At 56.7% G+C, this 16,032-nt stretch carries 15 protein-coding genes; 8 read left to right on the forward strand and 7 right to left on the reverse strand.

Going from position 1 to position 16,032, the window contains the following annotated elements; genetic code table 11:
* The first annotated feature begins 181 nt into the window (after positions 1-181).
* Positions 182-1,858, forward strand: a complete 1,677-nt coding sequence (locus FXO11_RS14685; RefSeq protein ID WP_148863677.1) for a methyl-accepting chemotaxis protein — start codon at positions 182-184, stop codon at positions 1,856-1,858.
* Between the two features lie 89 nt (positions 1,859-1,947).
* On the opposite strand, the gene FXO11_RS14690 is transcribed toward FXO11_RS14685, so the two are convergent.
* Positions 1,948-2,583 carry a PEP-CTERM sorting domain-containing protein gene (locus FXO11_RS14690; RefSeq protein ID WP_168203178.1) on the reverse strand — a complete coding sequence of 212 codons (636 nt, stop codon included), beginning with the start codon at positions 2,581-2,583 and terminating at the stop codon, positions 1,948-1,950.
* Between the two features lie 544 nt (positions 2,584-3,127).
* On the opposite strand from FXO11_RS14690, the gene FXO11_RS14695 reads away from it, so the two are divergent.
* Both FXO11_RS14695 and FXO11_RS14700 read left to right on the forward strand, forming a co-directional pair.
* A complete protein-coding gene (locus FXO11_RS14695) occupies positions 3,128-4,096 on the forward strand; it encodes a VanZ family protein (RefSeq protein WP_148863679.1) in 969 nt (322 codons plus the stop codon).
* 127 nt (positions 4,097-4,223) lie between these two features.
* Positions 4,224-4,643: an ATP-binding protein gene (locus FXO11_RS14700; RefSeq protein ID WP_148863680.1), complete on the forward strand. Its 420-nt coding sequence runs from the start codon at positions 4,224-4,226 to the stop codon at positions 4,641-4,643.
* A 65-nt stretch (positions 4,644-4,708) separates the two neighbouring features.
* On the opposite strand, the gene FXO11_RS14705 is transcribed toward FXO11_RS14700, so the two are convergent.
* A complete protein-coding gene (locus tag FXO11_RS14705) occupies positions 4,709-5,599 on the reverse strand; it encodes an NAD-dependent protein deacetylase (protein ID WP_148863681.1) in 891 nt (296 codons plus the stop codon).
* Positions 5,600-5,768: 169 nt separating this feature from the next.
* Here FXO11_RS14705 and FXO11_RS14710 point away from each other — a divergent pair, with 169 nt between their 5' ends.
* From FXO11_RS14710 to FXO11_RS14720, 3 genes are all read left to right on the forward strand, one after another.
* The gene (locus tag FXO11_RS14710; RefSeq protein ID WP_148863682.1) at positions 5,769-6,218 is read left to right on the forward strand and encodes a MarR family winged helix-turn-helix transcriptional regulator; all 450 of its coding nucleotides are present in this window, start codon (positions 5,769-5,771) and stop codon (positions 6,216-6,218) included.
* A gap of 292 nt (positions 6,219-6,510) precedes the next feature.
* Positions 6,511-6,939 carry an organic hydroperoxide resistance protein gene (locus tag FXO11_RS14715; RefSeq protein WP_148863683.1) on the forward strand — a complete coding sequence of 143 codons (429 nt, stop codon included), beginning with the start codon at positions 6,511-6,513 and terminating at the stop codon, positions 6,937-6,939.
* A 295-nt stretch (positions 6,940-7,234) separates the two neighbouring features.
* Positions 7,235-8,029, forward strand: coding sequence for a substrate-binding periplasmic protein (locus FXO11_RS14720; protein WP_168203179.1), 795 nt, complete (start codon positions 7,235-7,237; stop codon positions 8,027-8,029).
* Between the two features lie 437 nt (positions 8,030-8,466).
* On the opposite strand, the gene FXO11_RS14725 is transcribed toward FXO11_RS14720, so the two are convergent.
* The 4 genes from FXO11_RS14725 to codB form a co-directional block, all read right to left on the reverse strand.
* Positions 8,467-9,273, reverse strand: coding sequence for a DUF6160 family protein (locus FXO11_RS14725; protein ID WP_148863685.1), 807 nt, complete (start codon positions 9,271-9,273; stop codon positions 8,467-8,469).
* A 163-nt stretch (positions 9,274-9,436) separates the two neighbouring features.
* Positions 9,437-11,248, reverse strand: a complete 1,812-nt coding sequence (locus FXO11_RS14730; protein WP_227545919.1) for a choice-of-anchor D domain-containing protein — start codon at positions 11,246-11,248, stop codon at positions 9,437-9,439.
* Between the two features lie 384 nt (positions 11,249-11,632).
* A complete protein-coding gene (locus FXO11_RS14735; protein WP_148863686.1) occupies positions 11,633-12,664 on the reverse strand; it encodes an AraC family transcriptional regulator in 1,032 nt (343 codons plus the stop codon).
* 404 nt (positions 12,665-13,068) lie between these two features.
* Complete coding sequence (gene codB, locus FXO11_RS14740) at positions 13,069-14,343, reverse strand: cytosine permease (RefSeq protein ID WP_148863687.1); 1,275 nt, start codon at positions 14,341-14,343, stop codon at positions 13,069-13,071.
* Positions 14,344-14,570: 227 nt separating this feature from the next.
* Here codB and FXO11_RS14745 point away from each other — a divergent pair, with 227 nt between their 5' ends.
* Both FXO11_RS14745 and FXO11_RS14750 read left to right on the forward strand, forming a co-directional pair.
* Positions 14,571-14,879 carry a hypothetical protein gene (locus tag FXO11_RS14745; protein ID WP_148863688.1) on the forward strand — a complete coding sequence of 103 codons (309 nt, stop codon included), beginning with the start codon at positions 14,571-14,573 and terminating at the stop codon, positions 14,877-14,879.
* An 88-nt stretch (positions 14,880-14,967) separates the two neighbouring features.
* Positions 14,968-15,570, forward strand: coding sequence for a CBS domain-containing protein (locus FXO11_RS14750; RefSeq protein WP_148863689.1), 603 nt, complete (start codon positions 14,968-14,970; stop codon positions 15,568-15,570).
* 99 nt (positions 15,571-15,669) lie between these two features.
* On the opposite strand, the gene FXO11_RS14755 is transcribed toward FXO11_RS14750, so the two are convergent.
* Positions 15,670-15,984: a hypothetical protein gene (locus tag FXO11_RS14755; protein WP_148863690.1), complete on the reverse strand. Its 315-nt coding sequence runs from the start codon at positions 15,982-15,984 to the stop codon at positions 15,670-15,672.
* Positions 15,985-16,032 lie beyond the last annotated feature (48 nt).

The following is a 16,032-nucleotide window of genomic DNA, read 5'->3' on the forward strand; positions in this document are numbered from 1 at the left end:
AAATGTCGGCACACGTTCCCTACCAGACAGTGCACTCGTTTTTACCGGCAGTGCCTTAACACTCGCGAATACCTTCAGCGACAGTTGTTTACATTTTCGAACTACAGGAACAGGAGACATTGCCGATAATAAAGTTAGAAAAAGCATTAATTGCCATATTCACCCAACGGAATATCCGCTAATGAGTAAATTCAATCGTCTGCGTATTCGATCCCGCCTGCTCATTGCTGTGCTGGTTCCGGTTGTTCTTACGGCCCTGACCTTGAGCTGGCTTACCGTGAACCAGCTCAGAAGTGGCGGCGAGGCCGAAATCGAGCTGCTTCGACAAAACCTGATCGAGGCGCGCAAGGCCGGCCTGAAAAACATCGTCGAGACGACGCAGTCGGTTATCCGGGAGGCCATGGGCGATCCCACCCTCAGCGAGGACGAAGCCAAGAAAGAGGCCCGTGAACGCATCCGGTCCATTACGTTCAGCGACAACAACTACGTGTTCGCCTATCAGCGTGATCTGTTCAACCTCGCCTACCGACCCGATCCGAGCCGCGAAGGGCCGACGACCAATCCCGACGTCCGCAAGCTGATCAGCAACATCATCAAGGCAGCGGAGCGTGATGGCTTCCATACCTACGATTGGCCCAATCCCGCGACCGGCAACATCGAGCAGAAAGTGTCTTACGCCACCATTATCCCGGAGTGGAACTGGATGATTGGCGCTGGCGTTTATACAACGGATATTCAGGTTGCCTTAACAAAGGCACAAGGCGAGGTAGAGGCGAGTGTGGACCAGGCCATTATGTTCTTTGCGCTTGTCACCTTGGCTGTCATTGTCGCCGCCTTGCTGATTGGCCTGTCTGTCGGCCGCACGGTCACCAAACCACTAAACCGCGTCAGCGACTTGATGCGGGAAATTGCCGAGGGTGAAGGCGACCTGCGCCAGCGCTTACCGGAAGACGGCAACGACGAGCTCGCTGAACTGGGCCGGCGCTTCAATGCCTTTACCATCAAGATCCAAAACACGATCCGGGAGGTCGGCGCAACCACAGACCAGGTGGCCTCCGCCGCCGAAGAGCTTAGCCGGGTCGCGGTCGAGACCCGCGCTTCGGTACAGGAGCAAGGCTCGGAAACCGACCAGATCGCTTCCGCCATTAACCAGATGGCGGCGACGATCCAGCAGATCTCAGGCAACGCCAACGAAGTTGAGAGCGCCGCTTCCGATACGGACCGGATGGCGAAGGACGGTGGGGCCACCATTGCCCAGGCCCAGGCTGCAGTGAATCAACTGTCGGAAGAAATCGAAGACACGGCCAGTACCATCAGCGCATTGGCACAGAAATCAGACGATATTCAGCAGGTTCTGGACGTGATTCACGCGGTCACCGAGCAGACCAATCTGCTCGCGCTCAACGCAGCTATCGAAGCGGCACGCGCTGGCGAGCATGGCCGTGGGTTTTCGGTGGTCGCGGACGAAGTGCGCCAGCTGGCAAAACGCAGTGCCGAATCGGCTGATCAGATCCGCAGCATGATTGAAGGTTTCGTCACCGAATCTCGGGCAGCCGTAGAGCGTATGAACGCCTCGCAGAATCGGTCCGGGGAAACAGTGGAACGCATTAACCACGCCACATCGGCGTTGAACACGATTGAAAATTCGGTGGGCCATATCCACGATCAGGTCACACAGATCGCAACAGCAGCGGAAGAGCAAAGTCAGGTCGCCGAAGAGATTAACCGCAACGTGGTTAGAATCGTTGAAGCGGCTCAACGTAGCGATACTGGGGTGACGCAGACCAACGATGCCAGTCAGGAGCTGGCTCGCCTGGGCGAGAACCTAAGGGACTTGGTAGGACAATTCAAAGTTTAGAGTCTATCAATATCTAAATAGACGCAAAAGGCGCCGACCCGCAAAGCTGCGGGTCGGAGCACACGTGCTAGGTCTGCAAGCTCTGAAGCTTATGCAGCAGACTTACGACGGGCTGCAGCGCCCATGCCTAGCAGACCCATGCCGAACAGTGCCAGAGTACCGGGCTCGGGTACTTCAGCTACCGCAGCAACGTCGGTCAGACCAACGACGATGTCGTTAAAGTCGCCGTCGCCGTTAGCTTGGTCTTCGAAAGCAACAACCAGGTTAGAGCCGAACAGGCCTTCACCAGAAGTACCTACGGTATCGTAGATCAGGGCCGGATCGAACGATGCGTTCATGTCCGGATCTGAGAAGTACTTGTTGCCGTTACCATTATCGATGTAGAAACCGAAAACGTTACCAAGCTGCACCTGATTACCTGTGGTCAGGTTGGTCGCCAGACCGGTAGCCAGATCGAAAGTCACCGTGGCACTTGTGTTAATGTCCGTGCCACCAGTAAACAATTCAAGCTCTTCGCCAGTGTTCTGGTCGAAGATACCGAACGAGTTGCCGCTTGCCAGGTTAGCGTACTCAGCAAGCAAGGTGACGTTGGTGTCATCGAGATCGCCATCGGTATCAGTGAGAGTGACATAGCTCGCACCAGTATCGGAGTACTTGCCATCCGGTACATCAGCGAATACCTGATCGCCGCTATCGGTTTTCAGATCGGCCAGATCTGTGGGCACTGCTGCGACACTGCCTGCAGCTAACATAAACGCTGAACTTACGAGTAGTTTTTTTGCGAACATCATGTCCTCCTGGACTTACTCCATTTCATGTGACTCCCCGCCGATGAAAAGTCATAAACGGGAAACGCTATCCGAGAGTAGCAAGGGCAATGCCAACTCTCTCAAACGCCCGCCCCAGGCCTTTCTGAACTTTCGTTAATAGTCAAATCGTTAAAGATTCAAACACATCGATTAAAGTTACACATGAAACTTAATGCCTTGTTTTTACTTATTTTTATTTTTATCTATCTATCGCGTTTTAAACATAAGTTAAACCTTGGTCTCAGATGGCTGTTAAATTCGTTGCTTTAGTATCGTCAAGTAAGCTGACACCTGGACAGTCGACCGCTCTCGCGGTATTAAGTGGCTACTCTCCGGGACTTAAGAAGCCTCCGATGGCCCTTAGGGTCAACACCAAAGGTCAACAGATCGGATGCCTGATCAGCCCAACTAGGTCCGGTCGCGAATGGATCGGCCTGCGGTCCAGTTAACAGTGAGTCTTATGCCGAATATCGCCACCCTCTTTACTACTCCGCCATTCCGGCGCATCCGGATCCTCTACGCCACCATTGCGCTGTTTTTGCTGCCTCTGTTCTTCATGGGCGGCCCGGACTGGACATCCGGTCCACTTTTCAAGGCAGCCTGGAATCTGGGGCATATTCTCTTCTTCGCCCTCTTCACGCTCGCGCTGCAGCCGCAGGATAGGCTCTCAGGCGTTCGCCTGTGGTTGGGCATGACGTTGGCAGTTATTGTGGCGGGCATCGTCATCGAATGGCTGCAGGGCAACCTTGGCCGTCAAAGTGACTGGCACGATATTTTGCGAAATCTGGTGGGCACTTGGTTGGTATTGGCTTGGGTGAAGCAGCCCGCCGGCCAAACCTACGGTGCCCGTCAGTCCCGGGCCAGAGCTATACGCTGGCTCCTACGCGGCATCGCCCTGGCGCTACTGGCCGTAGAGCTCACGGCAGTGGCCGCAGTGGCCCTACGGCAGTATCACATTAGCCAGCAATTGCCGACGCTCTACGATTTCAGCCAGTCGAACCCACTGCATTTCTGGCGAGGCAACGTGTATCGCTCAACCGAACATACGTTCGAGAACGATTTCAGCCTACGCATCGAACTGGGAACGAACTTTTACACCGGCGCTGCCTTGGATAACTTGCCGGACGACTGGCGCAACTATGAAGCCCTGGTTGTGACGATATTTAATCCGGAGCGGACGCCGGTGGACATGACTCTCCGCGTCAACGACGTTGTTCACGACCGCGGGCGCAATGCCTATAATGACCGCTACAACAGGCGATTGCCGCTACAATCCGGCATGAACCGCGTGCGCATCCCGCTGAGCGAGATCCGTGACGCTCCGGCATCGCGTACCATGGACATGGACGAAATACGCCGTTTAGTGATTTTCACGACACAGCTCGAGCAGCGGCGCGAATTGTACCTACAGGAGCTGTCTCTCGACTGACCCGGGCGCGCGTGCACGGCACACTAGTTCGGCGCAGAGCTTTACTTGTGTAAATGCAACGCTGGCTATCCTATGCAAACTATTGCCTTTGTTGCTCTACAACGATTGAAATTATTTCCAAACGACTATGACGACAACCAATCTGAGCTTTCAACTGACCGACACCAAGGAATTACCCACTGCGCTCAACTGGCTCGACGGACACTTCTCCGAAGCGGGTGCCGATGCGGGGGTCAATGCCGATCTTAAACAGTTGCTGAACGCTCAAGTGCAGGACGTATTCAGCCATCACGCTCATGAGCCTCGCAGCGTCGAAATGCACGTGGAACTGGAGCTGGATCGGGGGCAGGTTTTGCTAAGGCTGATCGATAACGGCCAACCGTATAATCCTCTGAGCAATGGCCTGTCGGCGAAAAACCAGGGAGGAGCGTCAAAGAGCTGCAGTTGCGGCGCGGTATTAATTCAAGAACTCACCGATGCACAATCCTATCGTCGCCGGCACGAGCATAATGTTCTGGAGTTGACCCGCCATTTTCTGCCGGGCTAACACGTCCTTCTGCCCAAGCTAAAACGCAAGATGTATGGTTAGCGCCCCCGAGCAACAACTCAGTTTTAAAGGGCGTCCAACGCCACTTTTAGCGTCTCGCCAATCCGTGCGTTGAGCTTCAGGCTTACCAGGTCGTCGGCCCGGGTGCGACCGATGTTCAGCGTCGCCACCGGCTTTTCCCACTCCCTGGCGTAACGGCAAAAGCGGAAACCGGAATACACCATCAGCGAAGAACCAACGACTAACAGGCCATCGCTGGCCTTTAGGGTATCCAAGGCAGACGTTACGCGCTGTTTCGGCACGAAGTCACCAAAGAAGACCACATCGGGTTTGAGGATACCGTCGCAATTGGGGCAGTTCGCGACCTGAAACTTGCTGAAATCCACATCCAGATCCGCATCGCCGTCCGGCGCGGTGGCTGCGGTGTAGTGACGAAAAGCCGGGTTCAGGTCGCTGCAGCGGGCATGGACTTCGTCGCGATCGCAGCGGTAGCCGCAATCCATACAGATCACCTGGTCTGCGCGACCATGCAGATCCAGCACCGACTCGGCCCCCGCACGCTGGTGCAGGCGGTCCACGTTTTGGGTCACCGTCAGGCGCGAGTGGGCTCGGCGCTCCAGCTCCGCCAGTAAGAAATGGGCCGGGTTGGGCTGGGCATTGCGCATCACCGGCCAGCCAATGAGGCTGCGCCCCCAGTAACGCCGGCGGGTGTGGTCTTCGGTCATGAACGCTTGGTGCTGCACCGGTTGCTTACGCTTCCAAGCACCGTCGCCGTCGCGGTAGTCCGGAATGCCGGAATCGGTACTGACACCTGCGCCGGTAAGCACCAGCAACTTGGGGTGGCGGTCGATAAATTCGGCCAGCCGTGCGCCCGCCTCCTCAGGTCGATGCAGCTCAAGGGGTGGCAGATCAGCAGTCATGGAACGCGGTCTCGCGGAATAAGCGTCTAAAACCATATTACTACTTTAGTGATCGTTGCCCCGTCCGCCAAGGTCGTTTTGGCGTATCGGTATCGGTAAATGCCGCTAGTGCAGCGTCTGAATCATCTTCACAATGTTGCTAGAAACTTGGCATCCCATTAGTTTGCGCGATAAATTAACGCCATATCTTTCTGGGGAGCCTCCGATGTCCAAGAACGACGAATGCGATGAATTGAGACTGGAAAACCAGCTCTGCTTTGCCCTGCATTCCACGTCTCTGATGATGACCAAGGTGTATAAGCCCTTTCTCCGGGAATTGGGCCTGACTTACCCGCAATACCTGGCCATGCTGGTTCTATGGGAATCTAACGGACTTACCGTAGGCGAAATGAGTCAACGCCTGTTGACCGATCCGGGATCCCTCACTCCACTGCTAAAACGTCTGGAAGCCGAAGGCTTAATCAAACGCACCCGCCGCCCCACAGACGAGCGTGTTGTCGAGTTGCGACTGACCACTGATGGCCAGCAGCTACGCGAAAAAGCACGCGCAGTACCGAGTTGTATCGCGGACGCCAGCGATCGGAGCATCGAACGTCTGATGGCTCTGAAAGAGGAACTGGTGGCTCTTCGCAATAACCTGCAGAGCGCCCTTTAAGGACAGCCTTCAGCCCGTCGCCAACGACCGTATGGCCCGTCGCCGACGACCGTATGAAAAGGGTGATACTCGCTTGGAAAAGACAATAGAGGGCGATAGAACGCGTGCAGAAAAGAATCGATTTAAAGACGGTCATGACCATCACCGAAATTTAACTTGCGCACAAAATAAATCGTAACTAGGCTAATTATGCACTTACTGCACTAACGTTTAGCGCGCAAAGTTAAGCGCTATAGGGTTACAGCAGTATCCGAAAGCACAACATTCGTTCAACCGAGACAAGGAGATTAGAATGTCGCTCGAGAAAGTTGCTTATCGCGCTAAAGCCGAAGCTACCGGCGGCCGCGACGGACGCGCCGTATCCTCCGACGGAATTCTGGATGTTGCATTGACCACACCGAAAGAGATGGGTGGCGGCGGTGGAAACGGCACCAATCCGGAACAGCTCTTCGCCGCGGGCTACTCAGCCTGTTTTCTGGGTGCCATGAAATTTGTTGCGAGCCAGGACAAGCTGTCTATTCCGGACGACACTTCCGTTGAAGGCAATGTGGGTATCGGTCCGATCCCTACCGGCTTCGGTATCGAAGTGGAGCTTCGTATCAGCCTGCCCGGCATGGACGACGATCAGGCCAAGCAGCTGATCGACAAGGCCCACGTGGTATGCCCGTATTCCAACGCAACCCGTGGCAACATCGACGTCACCCTGACCCGGGTCGACTGACGATTATGGCCCGTGCCGCCCTTGCGGCACCGGCTTTATTCTTCCCTCGAACACGTCCTTACCCTCCATCGGCCTTGCCGCAGAACCTTTAGAGTTCCTCGACTGGCCCATCTCAGACTATGAGCTATTGGTCCATATTTAGGGTGGCTCTGTATAATTGCGAGTGTCCACCCCTGATTCTCACGAACGTTCTGAGTCCGCCACTAGAGCAGCAACCTGAAGAATGCACCGAGCCAAATCGAAAAAATTAACGAAGTTAACCTGTGTTCAGTGGGCGCTGGGCGTCCTGGCGAGCATGCTCTTGCAAACGGCGTGGGCTGACCCTCTACGCGCTTGCTACGGCGACTGGCAGCCTTACATCTATAAAAACGATCGGAACGAACTGGTCGGCATCGCCAAAGATCTTCTTACTGCGGCGGTCGAGGCTATTGGTCAGGAAATCGAGTACGTCAGGCTGCCCTATAAACGCTGTATTTTAGAGGTCCGGTCAGGCCGTCTGGACATCGTGATGCTCACATCGCCGGCAATATCTACCGACCTCATCGAATCCAGAACCATTTTTGCTTACTGGCGGCCGGCGGCTATTGTTCGCAACCAGGATGCCCTCACCCATTTCAGCACTTTAAAACAGCTGTCCGACCGGGTGGTTATCGTTATCGATAGCTACAAGTATCCAGAACCTCTCCGCCGCTGGCTTGAAGGTCATGCCACCGTCGTGAAGGCCAGCTATGGCAGTGAGCAGGTCCAAGGTTACACCGTACCCTATCGCATGCTGGAAGCCGGCCGGGGCGATGTGTTCATCGAAGACCTTTTCTGGAGCCACAACTTCATTCACGAGTACGATCTGGACCTGCGGGTCTTGGAACCGGCAATCACCTGCGAGACTAACTCGATCAGCTTTCGCAAGGGCCTGTCGGACCTACGGGATAAAATCGACCACGCCTTATCGGTGCGCGGCACCGAGTTTAGGGAGGCGCTATTCATGGCGTACACGGGCCAGCCGGAGTCAACGTTCGCCTACGCGCCGAGAGCCGGTTCCAGGCACGACACCGATCGTAGGCCTTGTGGTGGGCTGAAGCTGCGGTATTGATCGATGCTAACCGCGCGTAGTGTGCCGTGCGGTTAATTCGCTGATCTACTGAGCCCCTGAGAGCTTTGAGAGCAAGGCGCGGTGGCGAAGGTTTGGTGGTTCCAAATCGAGCCAGCGCAACGCGGCTATCAAAGCTCTCAGGGGCTCCCGAAGGGCGCGCCGCTGACGACGCTGGGCCGTCGTTTCCAAACCTTAACGGGGAACCACCCCGCCTGCGGCTTGGCGCCTTGTCCAGCGCCGTCAGCGACGCGCAGTAGATCAGCGAATTAACCGCACGGCACACTCGTAGCACTGTCTTTTACGGCGTCTTTGGGACGCCTCATCGATACCATGTGGCAAAAAAAGCCTCCGCACAGATAACCGGCGGAGGCACGGGTGGCCCTCGACACACTCTCGACACATCGTCTTCGGACCTGGCTTGGGGTTGCGTTAAATCCTTAGTGACCGTAGATACGCATCTGCGTCTGCTGGATAGACAGATCATCCAGGGCGATGGAACCAATGGAGGTTCCACCCACCAATACGCCACCAATATTCATGTCGGCGTCGAAGGTGTTGATATCCACCGCGAGACTATCCACACCGGCAGCGTTGGGCGCCTTGTAGACATCCATTTCGGCAATCGCGCCCAGCGTGACGATATTGGGGTTATCGTCGTAATCCGCACCCGTCAGTTCCAGATCCCGTATGCCCACGGCCATGAAGGGCACATCCACATCCATGTCGTCGATGGCAAAGCGTGTGCGGATATTCATGTGGTCGGTTTCGGTATCCACACGAATCTTGAGTTCGGTAAACAACCCTTCGATGGACAGGTTGTCCATTAACAGCGTGCTATCGGTATGGCCACGAAGTTCCCAGGCGCCCGTGCGCACCGCGAAATCGATGGGTGAGCCAAACAGCGGGAAGACATCGATGGCTGCATCGCCATCTTCCAGCACATCGATGTTGATCCTGATGTTGTCGATCAGGTCTGTGGCTTCGTTCGGAATGGCAAAACCCAGTTCTGAAAACATGTCGTCGCGTCCCGCACCACCGACGAAAATGTCGCTAACCGCTAGCGTGCCTTCGTCGATGTAGCGAAACTCGTCGATGTTGACCTGCGTTTCCAATTCGATGGTCACCCCCGCCTGGCCGGTAATACCGCCCATTGCAGAGTCGTCGAGCGCCTTCAATTCCGCCTGCGCCGCGAGAGGCAGTCCGGATACAGCCAGCGCCAGGGCTGTGGTTTTCAGGCTAGTCATGGTCATGTTCCTTTTTCATTGTTGCTCGGTTCGTTATTGTTGGTCTGTCGTTGCTTAATCACTGCTTAGTCGTCGTTTACCGGGAGTGTCTGATGCGTGTTGTCGCCTCCCACCGCTATCGCCTGGAAAACCGGGCGCCCCGGGCGGGGCACCCGGCGACCCCTTACAGGTTCGGAGTCAGCGCCAGGTTGATCTCGTTGCCATCGCCTGCCAGGAACAGGTTGAGGATGTCGGTCAGGCCGCCGCAATTTTCCAAAGGCGGCAGTGCATAGGTCCCGGAGAGGTTGCCGCCTTCCAGCGGTTTGAAGGTTTCACCTTCCGGCGACTGCATGTCGATAGTGACCGGATCGATGGTCTGGCACCGATCGCCGCCGCCAATCGGCAACTTGAAGCCGAACAGGTTGATGGTGACCTTGGGCACCTTGACGATCAGCTTGGACTTCGCAGTCAACGTGCCGTCGACCAAGGTGCCAGTGGTCTGCTCAACCGCTTCGAACTCGACGTTGGCCGTGGCTTTCAGACGCTTGAAGAACTTGATGACCCGGAAAGATCCCTGGGTCGGCTCAATGTTCAGGTCAGCGGTGTACATACCCGTCGCCAGCTCCAGCACCGCGTCGATGGTGCCGTTGATCGGCAGGGTACTGTCGGACGCCTTGATATAGGTGGAGCCATCGATATCGAGCAGGAAGTCAACGGTGCCGCTGCTGCCGTCGTCACCTTCGCCGTTGAGCGGAACGGTGAGGCTCGCGCTGTCCGGATCGTCGGATTCGATGACCAGGTCGGCGTTGCCGGCTTGGGCTGACGCTGGCGTGTACGTCACGGTAACGGCACAGCTTGCGTCGGGCGCGACCGTGGCACAGTCGTTGGTCTGCATAAACTCGCTGGTGGCGCCGTTGATGTTGATCGCGGCAATATTCAGGGCAGCGGCACCGGTGTTGGAAACCGTCACGGTCCGCTCGGCGGTGGTACCGACCTGGACCGCACCAAAGCTGACGTCCTCGGGTGAAGCCGCGATGTTCGGTGTCGCTACGCTGTAGCTGGTGCCGGTCAACTGCAGTGCCACACTCGGATTTTCAGGATCGGTAGAATCCACGGTCAGCGTCGCGACCTGTTCGCCGTCGCCGTCCGCGTAGTAGGTCAGATCAACGCTGCAGCTTTCCCCCACAGCGACGGTGGTGCAGTCGTTAGTCAGCATGAAGGCCGCCGGGTTGGTTCCGCCCAGGGTAATGTTGTTGATACCCAGTTCGGCGCCGCCGGTGTTGGAGATGGTGACAGTCTGTTCGCCTGTCAGGCCGGATTGCACTTCGCCGAAGTCGACGGTTTCAGCCGGTTCCAGGCTAATAACCGGATCGGCTGTCTGCTCGCCGACGATCTGAAACGTCTGCAAAACGTTATCCTGACCGGCCACCTGGGTACAGTCCGCAATGAACTCGCCAATCGGTGCTGGCGCGACGGAGCCATCGGCCGTGCGCGCGGTCATATCCAGCACCAGACCACCGACGACGATGGCGCCTTCGCCCACTTGGTCGGCGGTGAATGTCTGCGCGGCTGCGTCGCCTGTCGCCGGCACCGTAAAGGCACCGGTCTCGTCCGGAATGGGGGATTGCGGAATCGTCAGCGGAACGGTGATGTTGGTATCTCCGGTGACGGTGCGAATGATATTGGTGGATGTGGCCACACCCTCGATGGTCTCCGACCCCACCAGTTTCAGGCCAGTGCGGGAGTTCTCGTTAACCGTGGTAAGGGCTTCGATCTGGAAGGGCCCCAGCGGCTGACCGACCTGTGCCTCGGTCGGGATGTCCGCCGAGATTTCCGCCAAAATAGGCTGTTCGCCGATCAACGGAAACGGGCAGGTATATTCAAGGGTGAGCGATACCGGTTCGGCGGTCGCAGCACCGCTTGCCGCCATCAGCGCCGCGGCGGTAATGGCAAACGGCAAATGGCGCGAGCGCCTGCGTGCATTCTTCGAATTCATGGTTCGTCCTCTGCTTTGAGCATTTAACTGTTTTTGTTGGGCTCGCAGACTGCATCGATGAGGACTTCTTTATCGATCTGCGGCGTATCCCTGTCGTCCGTCGTGTTTGAAACAGACAACTGCCTGGATACACCCACCTCGGGAGATGTGGTGCATCACGCTCATTAGGCGTGCCGGGGACCACCACCGTCATTGCCAGAAACGGCAAGCTCTTTGACAAAATAGGAACGAAACCCGATCAATCGGCTGAATCGTGAAGACCTTCAAATTTCTGACAGGTCATGCGTTATTGGCCCGATACGACTGTATTGGGAGACTGTCTTGGAAAACTGTAGCGAGATGAGGTATTGATCGGAAAAGGAACGTATTGGTGGGGCAAGCCAGTCAGTGATCCAACGTATCGCGGCTGTGATGACGCCGGATCTCCCCGGGGGTATGGCCGGTCCAGCTTCGATAGGCCCGGGTAAAACTGGCCTGGTCGCTAAACCCCATCTTCTCGGCGATGACTTCCAGCGCCACGGTGGTTTCAGTGAGGTAGCGCGTGGCGTAGATACGGCGGATCCCGTTGCGAATCTCGCGAAATGTCGTTCCTGCAGACGCCAGATGATGACGCAGTGAACGGGCACTCATACCAAGCTCCCTTGCAGCGCAGTCCAGACTGCCGCCCGGTCCCGGGTGGTGCATGACGATGTCCCGCACCCTGGCGACGATCTCCCCTGGACTTTCCGGCTGCATTTCTTCGCGTGAACGCGCCTTGGCCAGAAAATACGCCAGCCCCAACTTCTTGTCCCTCACCGGGCGACCGGAGAGAGGCATAACCACTTGGGTAGCCGGCGCATCGAAGACGACCTCGGCGCCCCGGGTCAGTCGATGCCAACGCTCAAGGCCGATATCGCTGCTGAAGTCGAATTCGAAGCGGAACTGCCCACAGGCCTGAGACGCTAGCGCGTGAATACTGCCCATATAGATCTTGGCCATAAAGGGCCGGAGATCCCCCAGCTCCCAGGAGTCACGCAGGCGAATACGCACGTCCTCGCCGGTTGAACTCAATTCCATATCCATAATCGGCAGACAGACCCGAAGGTACTGCACGATCATGCTCACCAGCTTGCGCGGGTCTTCCTGGCCGAGCAGCGCAAAACCGAGTAGACCATGGGCCGGAAAGTCCAGTTGCTGGCCGAACTCAAAGCCAGCGGTCTCGTCGCGCAGCAGCGAATTCGCCTGGCGCAGGATCTGGATCACCTGGTTCATGGATAGAAAGGCTTCGGGATTATCGAGGATCGACTGGTCTATGCCGGAGCCTTCGACCAAAGCTTGCCGCCCTATTCCTCGCGCCTCCATGAAGCGCAGAAATCGACGGCCATAGCGCACGGAAACAATGGGCACGTTGTAGACCATGCGGCTGGACGGGTGCATTGGGTCATCCCTGAAGTCCGGTCTTTCAGTTTGAGGAACCTCCGACTACCGGCAACGGGCGAGAGTGACCTCGCCCTATCCTTGTTGCCCGGAAGGATGCTCGCTTCGCCACGGTCAGTTGATGGCGGACATAACCACCCTGCCTTGCGAGCGCTGACCCGAGTATAAGAAGAAGAGTAATTGGTCTTTCTGCCAACCGATCACGCTTTCTCGACGATGGCCGAAAATGACAACGTGCGTCGTTGACCTTGTGAACGAGCGAACAGATGTAAGCCCGACGCAGTTTCTTCGTGAATGAACAGCCTGTTATTGGCCAGGCCAGCCGTTCACTTCCGCCGGTACGACTGTACGGGAAACGAGCACCCGGCCATCGCGCACGGAAGCCAGAACAGGCTATTGATTGATCAGCACGTCATAGGACGCCGCGCCTTGATCCAAGCCGTGGCCAGATAAATCAGGGCAAAAGCGAGAATCGCGGCCACCACACCCACGAGAGGTGCAATCCACGGCGAGGTATAGGCTGCCAACGAACCGAGACCGTAGGCCGCAAGGCCGGTGATGTTAAAGGCCGGAAGCGAGGCTGTTTCCAGGTTGGGGTAAACCCCACGCCATGCGACCAAATAGTTGGCCATAATTACGCCGCCTACCGGGGGAATGAAGGTAGCCAGCAGAGCCAGGAAAGGTATCAACCATTCGTACATGCCCAGCACCGCCAGCAGCGTGCCGATTCCGGCGCCAATCACGGTTATCAGCCTGCGGCGGCGCGTGCGAAACATATTGCAGCCCGCCATGGCGAAGTTGTAGACGGTGTTATCCTGGGTGGTCCACAGGTTGAGAAACAGCATCAGGATTCCCATGGTCGCCAGGCCCTGTGCTACTAGAATGTCGACGATATCCGCTTGCCGGTAGACCAGCGCGCCGACTGCACCAACCAGCGTCATCAGTCCGTTTCCTACAAAGAAGGCCGCCAGGGTGGCAAACACCGCCGCTTTACTGGAACGAGCGAAGCGCGTCCAATTGGTCGCTTGGGTGCCGCCACTCACAAAGGTGCCGAATACCAACGTAATTGCCGCCGCCATGCTCACCTCGCCAGAAGGTGCAACGGCGCCCAGGCCTTTTATGCCACCACCCTCCATAATGGCGATGGTCATGCTAACCGCGATAAGAATCATCATGGCCGGCACCGCAAAACGCGACAGCCATTCCAGTCCGCGATATCCCACAAGCGCACTGATACAAAATCCGAAACCAAACATGACCATCAGGGGCAGCTCCCAGCTCTGAGCCAGCCCCGTCATCTTGACCAACATAATCGCCATGGTGGCTGTTCCCCAGGCATACCAGCCAATTTGGGTAAAGCCGAGGATGAAATCCGACAATTTACTGCCCATCTGCCCGAAGGCAAACCGGCTCATCTGAGCGGTGTTCAAGCCAGAGCGAGCGGCAATATAAGCCAGAACCGCCGCGTAGGTGCCGAGTAACAGGTTGCCGATCAGCAACACCAGCAACAGGGTCTCAAAATCGAAAGCGGCGCCGATCGAACCGCCGACCCACATGGTTGCGGTAAAAAACGTAAAGCCCAGCAGCACCAGCCCCATGGATGCCAGACTCTTACGTGCCTCCGGTGGCACGGCGCTGAGGGGATAGTCCTGTTCCCGAAGTCTCCCTGAATCGCTCATGCGCTCTGCACTCCCGTTTTATGGGTATAGGTTGGCCATCATGTTGTTCGTCAGGCTCGTGATGGTGTCGCAGTCAATGACCTAGGTCAGGTGTACGGACTTCTACGCGGTTTAAAATGGAGAAGTGGTCTCTATATTGACAATCACAGCAGTCCCAGCATTGATAATCAAAGCAATGCCAACTTGGAAAGTCCAAGCAATACGCAGTAAGCGCGAGGACAAGCGCAATGGCAAGTACACGTTTCAGCCGTATTTTGATCGCCATCGCGATCACGCTGTTTTTCGTTGGCTCGACGGTGTCCGGGCCCGCCGATCTGGCGTCGGGCTACTCAACCGGGGCGTATAGCGCCGATACCTTCGCCAGTGCTGCTGACGATACGTTTTCCTCCGCTGACCTTTCCTTCTGGCCCCAAGCGATCAGTTTCGTCGCTCTGGCGGCTTTGATGGTGCTGGTAGGCTTACACCCCCGGCCAGCCGTCCAATCCTATTCGATCAGCTATCCGGTTTTGCCTCAAGGCCCGCCGACGCGTCATTGAATCCGTTGAACACCGACCCGAAACGCGCCAACCAACACGGTTGGCAGCACTCGGGCATCTAACGAATTCGATTACGAGAGGCGTCTCCATGAACACAAGCTACCATCCGTTACCGACCAGTGAAGTGCTGGCCAACCCGCGTATTGTCGATCCTGACGTGCATCCCGAGTTGACCCCGGACGATCCAGCAATCGCCGTCATGCGCGACTTTCGAGAGAAGCCGCCAGAAACAATCGGCAGCGACATGCCGATAACCGAAGCCCGTACATTGATGAAGCTCGCCGATGCGCCACTCAAGCTGGTGACCAACCGTTCGGAGGAATTCATCGGCCTCATTGCATTGAAAGATATCCTGGGCAAAAAGGCCCTGGCCCAGGCACACGCCATGGGCACGAGCCTGGGAGACGTTCAAGTGAAGGATATTATGGCGCGGGCCAACCAGTTTCCCAGTGTCCATATGCGTCATCTTGCCAACGTCCGCATAGGGGATGTGGTGGAAACCTTCAATCAGGCGCAGACCGACCACTTCCTGGTGTTCGAGGACGATGAAAACTATCCCGGACGTACGCGCTTGCGCGGGCTTATCTCCTCCAGCCTGATCGCGCGACACCTGCACATCGCCCTGGAAAGCAATGCCCGGGCGCGATCGTTTTCCGATATCGTGCATGCGGTGCATGGGCATTTCGACTAGACGCCGTTAAGCCAGAGGGCCGATTGTAAGATCGGCCTTCTGTGTCGGGCGTCTTGGGAACCATAGAGCTTCTCTGCACACGCGGCCTTCCCAATCGATCTAACGCGCTTGCCGTCTTTCCAAGGCCTCGAAGGCATCCGTTTTTATCGGTTGCCGGGCGGCCCAGCGTACATCCTCGCGGTTGAGTCCGAGGATCGCCAGGCTGCGGTCGTCGAACCGCAAGAGACGACAAAACTTACGACGCCGGAACCAGAGACGCAACCAACGATCCAGAGCTTCGGTCAGGTGTATCGGTGGCATGGCCGGCATATAGAACTCGGGGACCGGCGTTTTGTCACGCTGAAACGCAGGGCGGCGGCTCGATGTTATGTTTTCCTCGCTCATATTTCGATCTGTCATGTTTTGATCAGTCATGGACGGATCCTCCATTCAAACCCGTTGAGTTTGCCGGCAAGTCCCTTA

It is taken from the genome of Marinobacter fonticola (assembly GCF_008122265.1).
Classification (GTDB): domain Bacteria; phylum Pseudomonadota; class Gammaproteobacteria; order Pseudomonadales; family Oleiphilaceae; genus Marinobacter_A; species Marinobacter_A fonticola.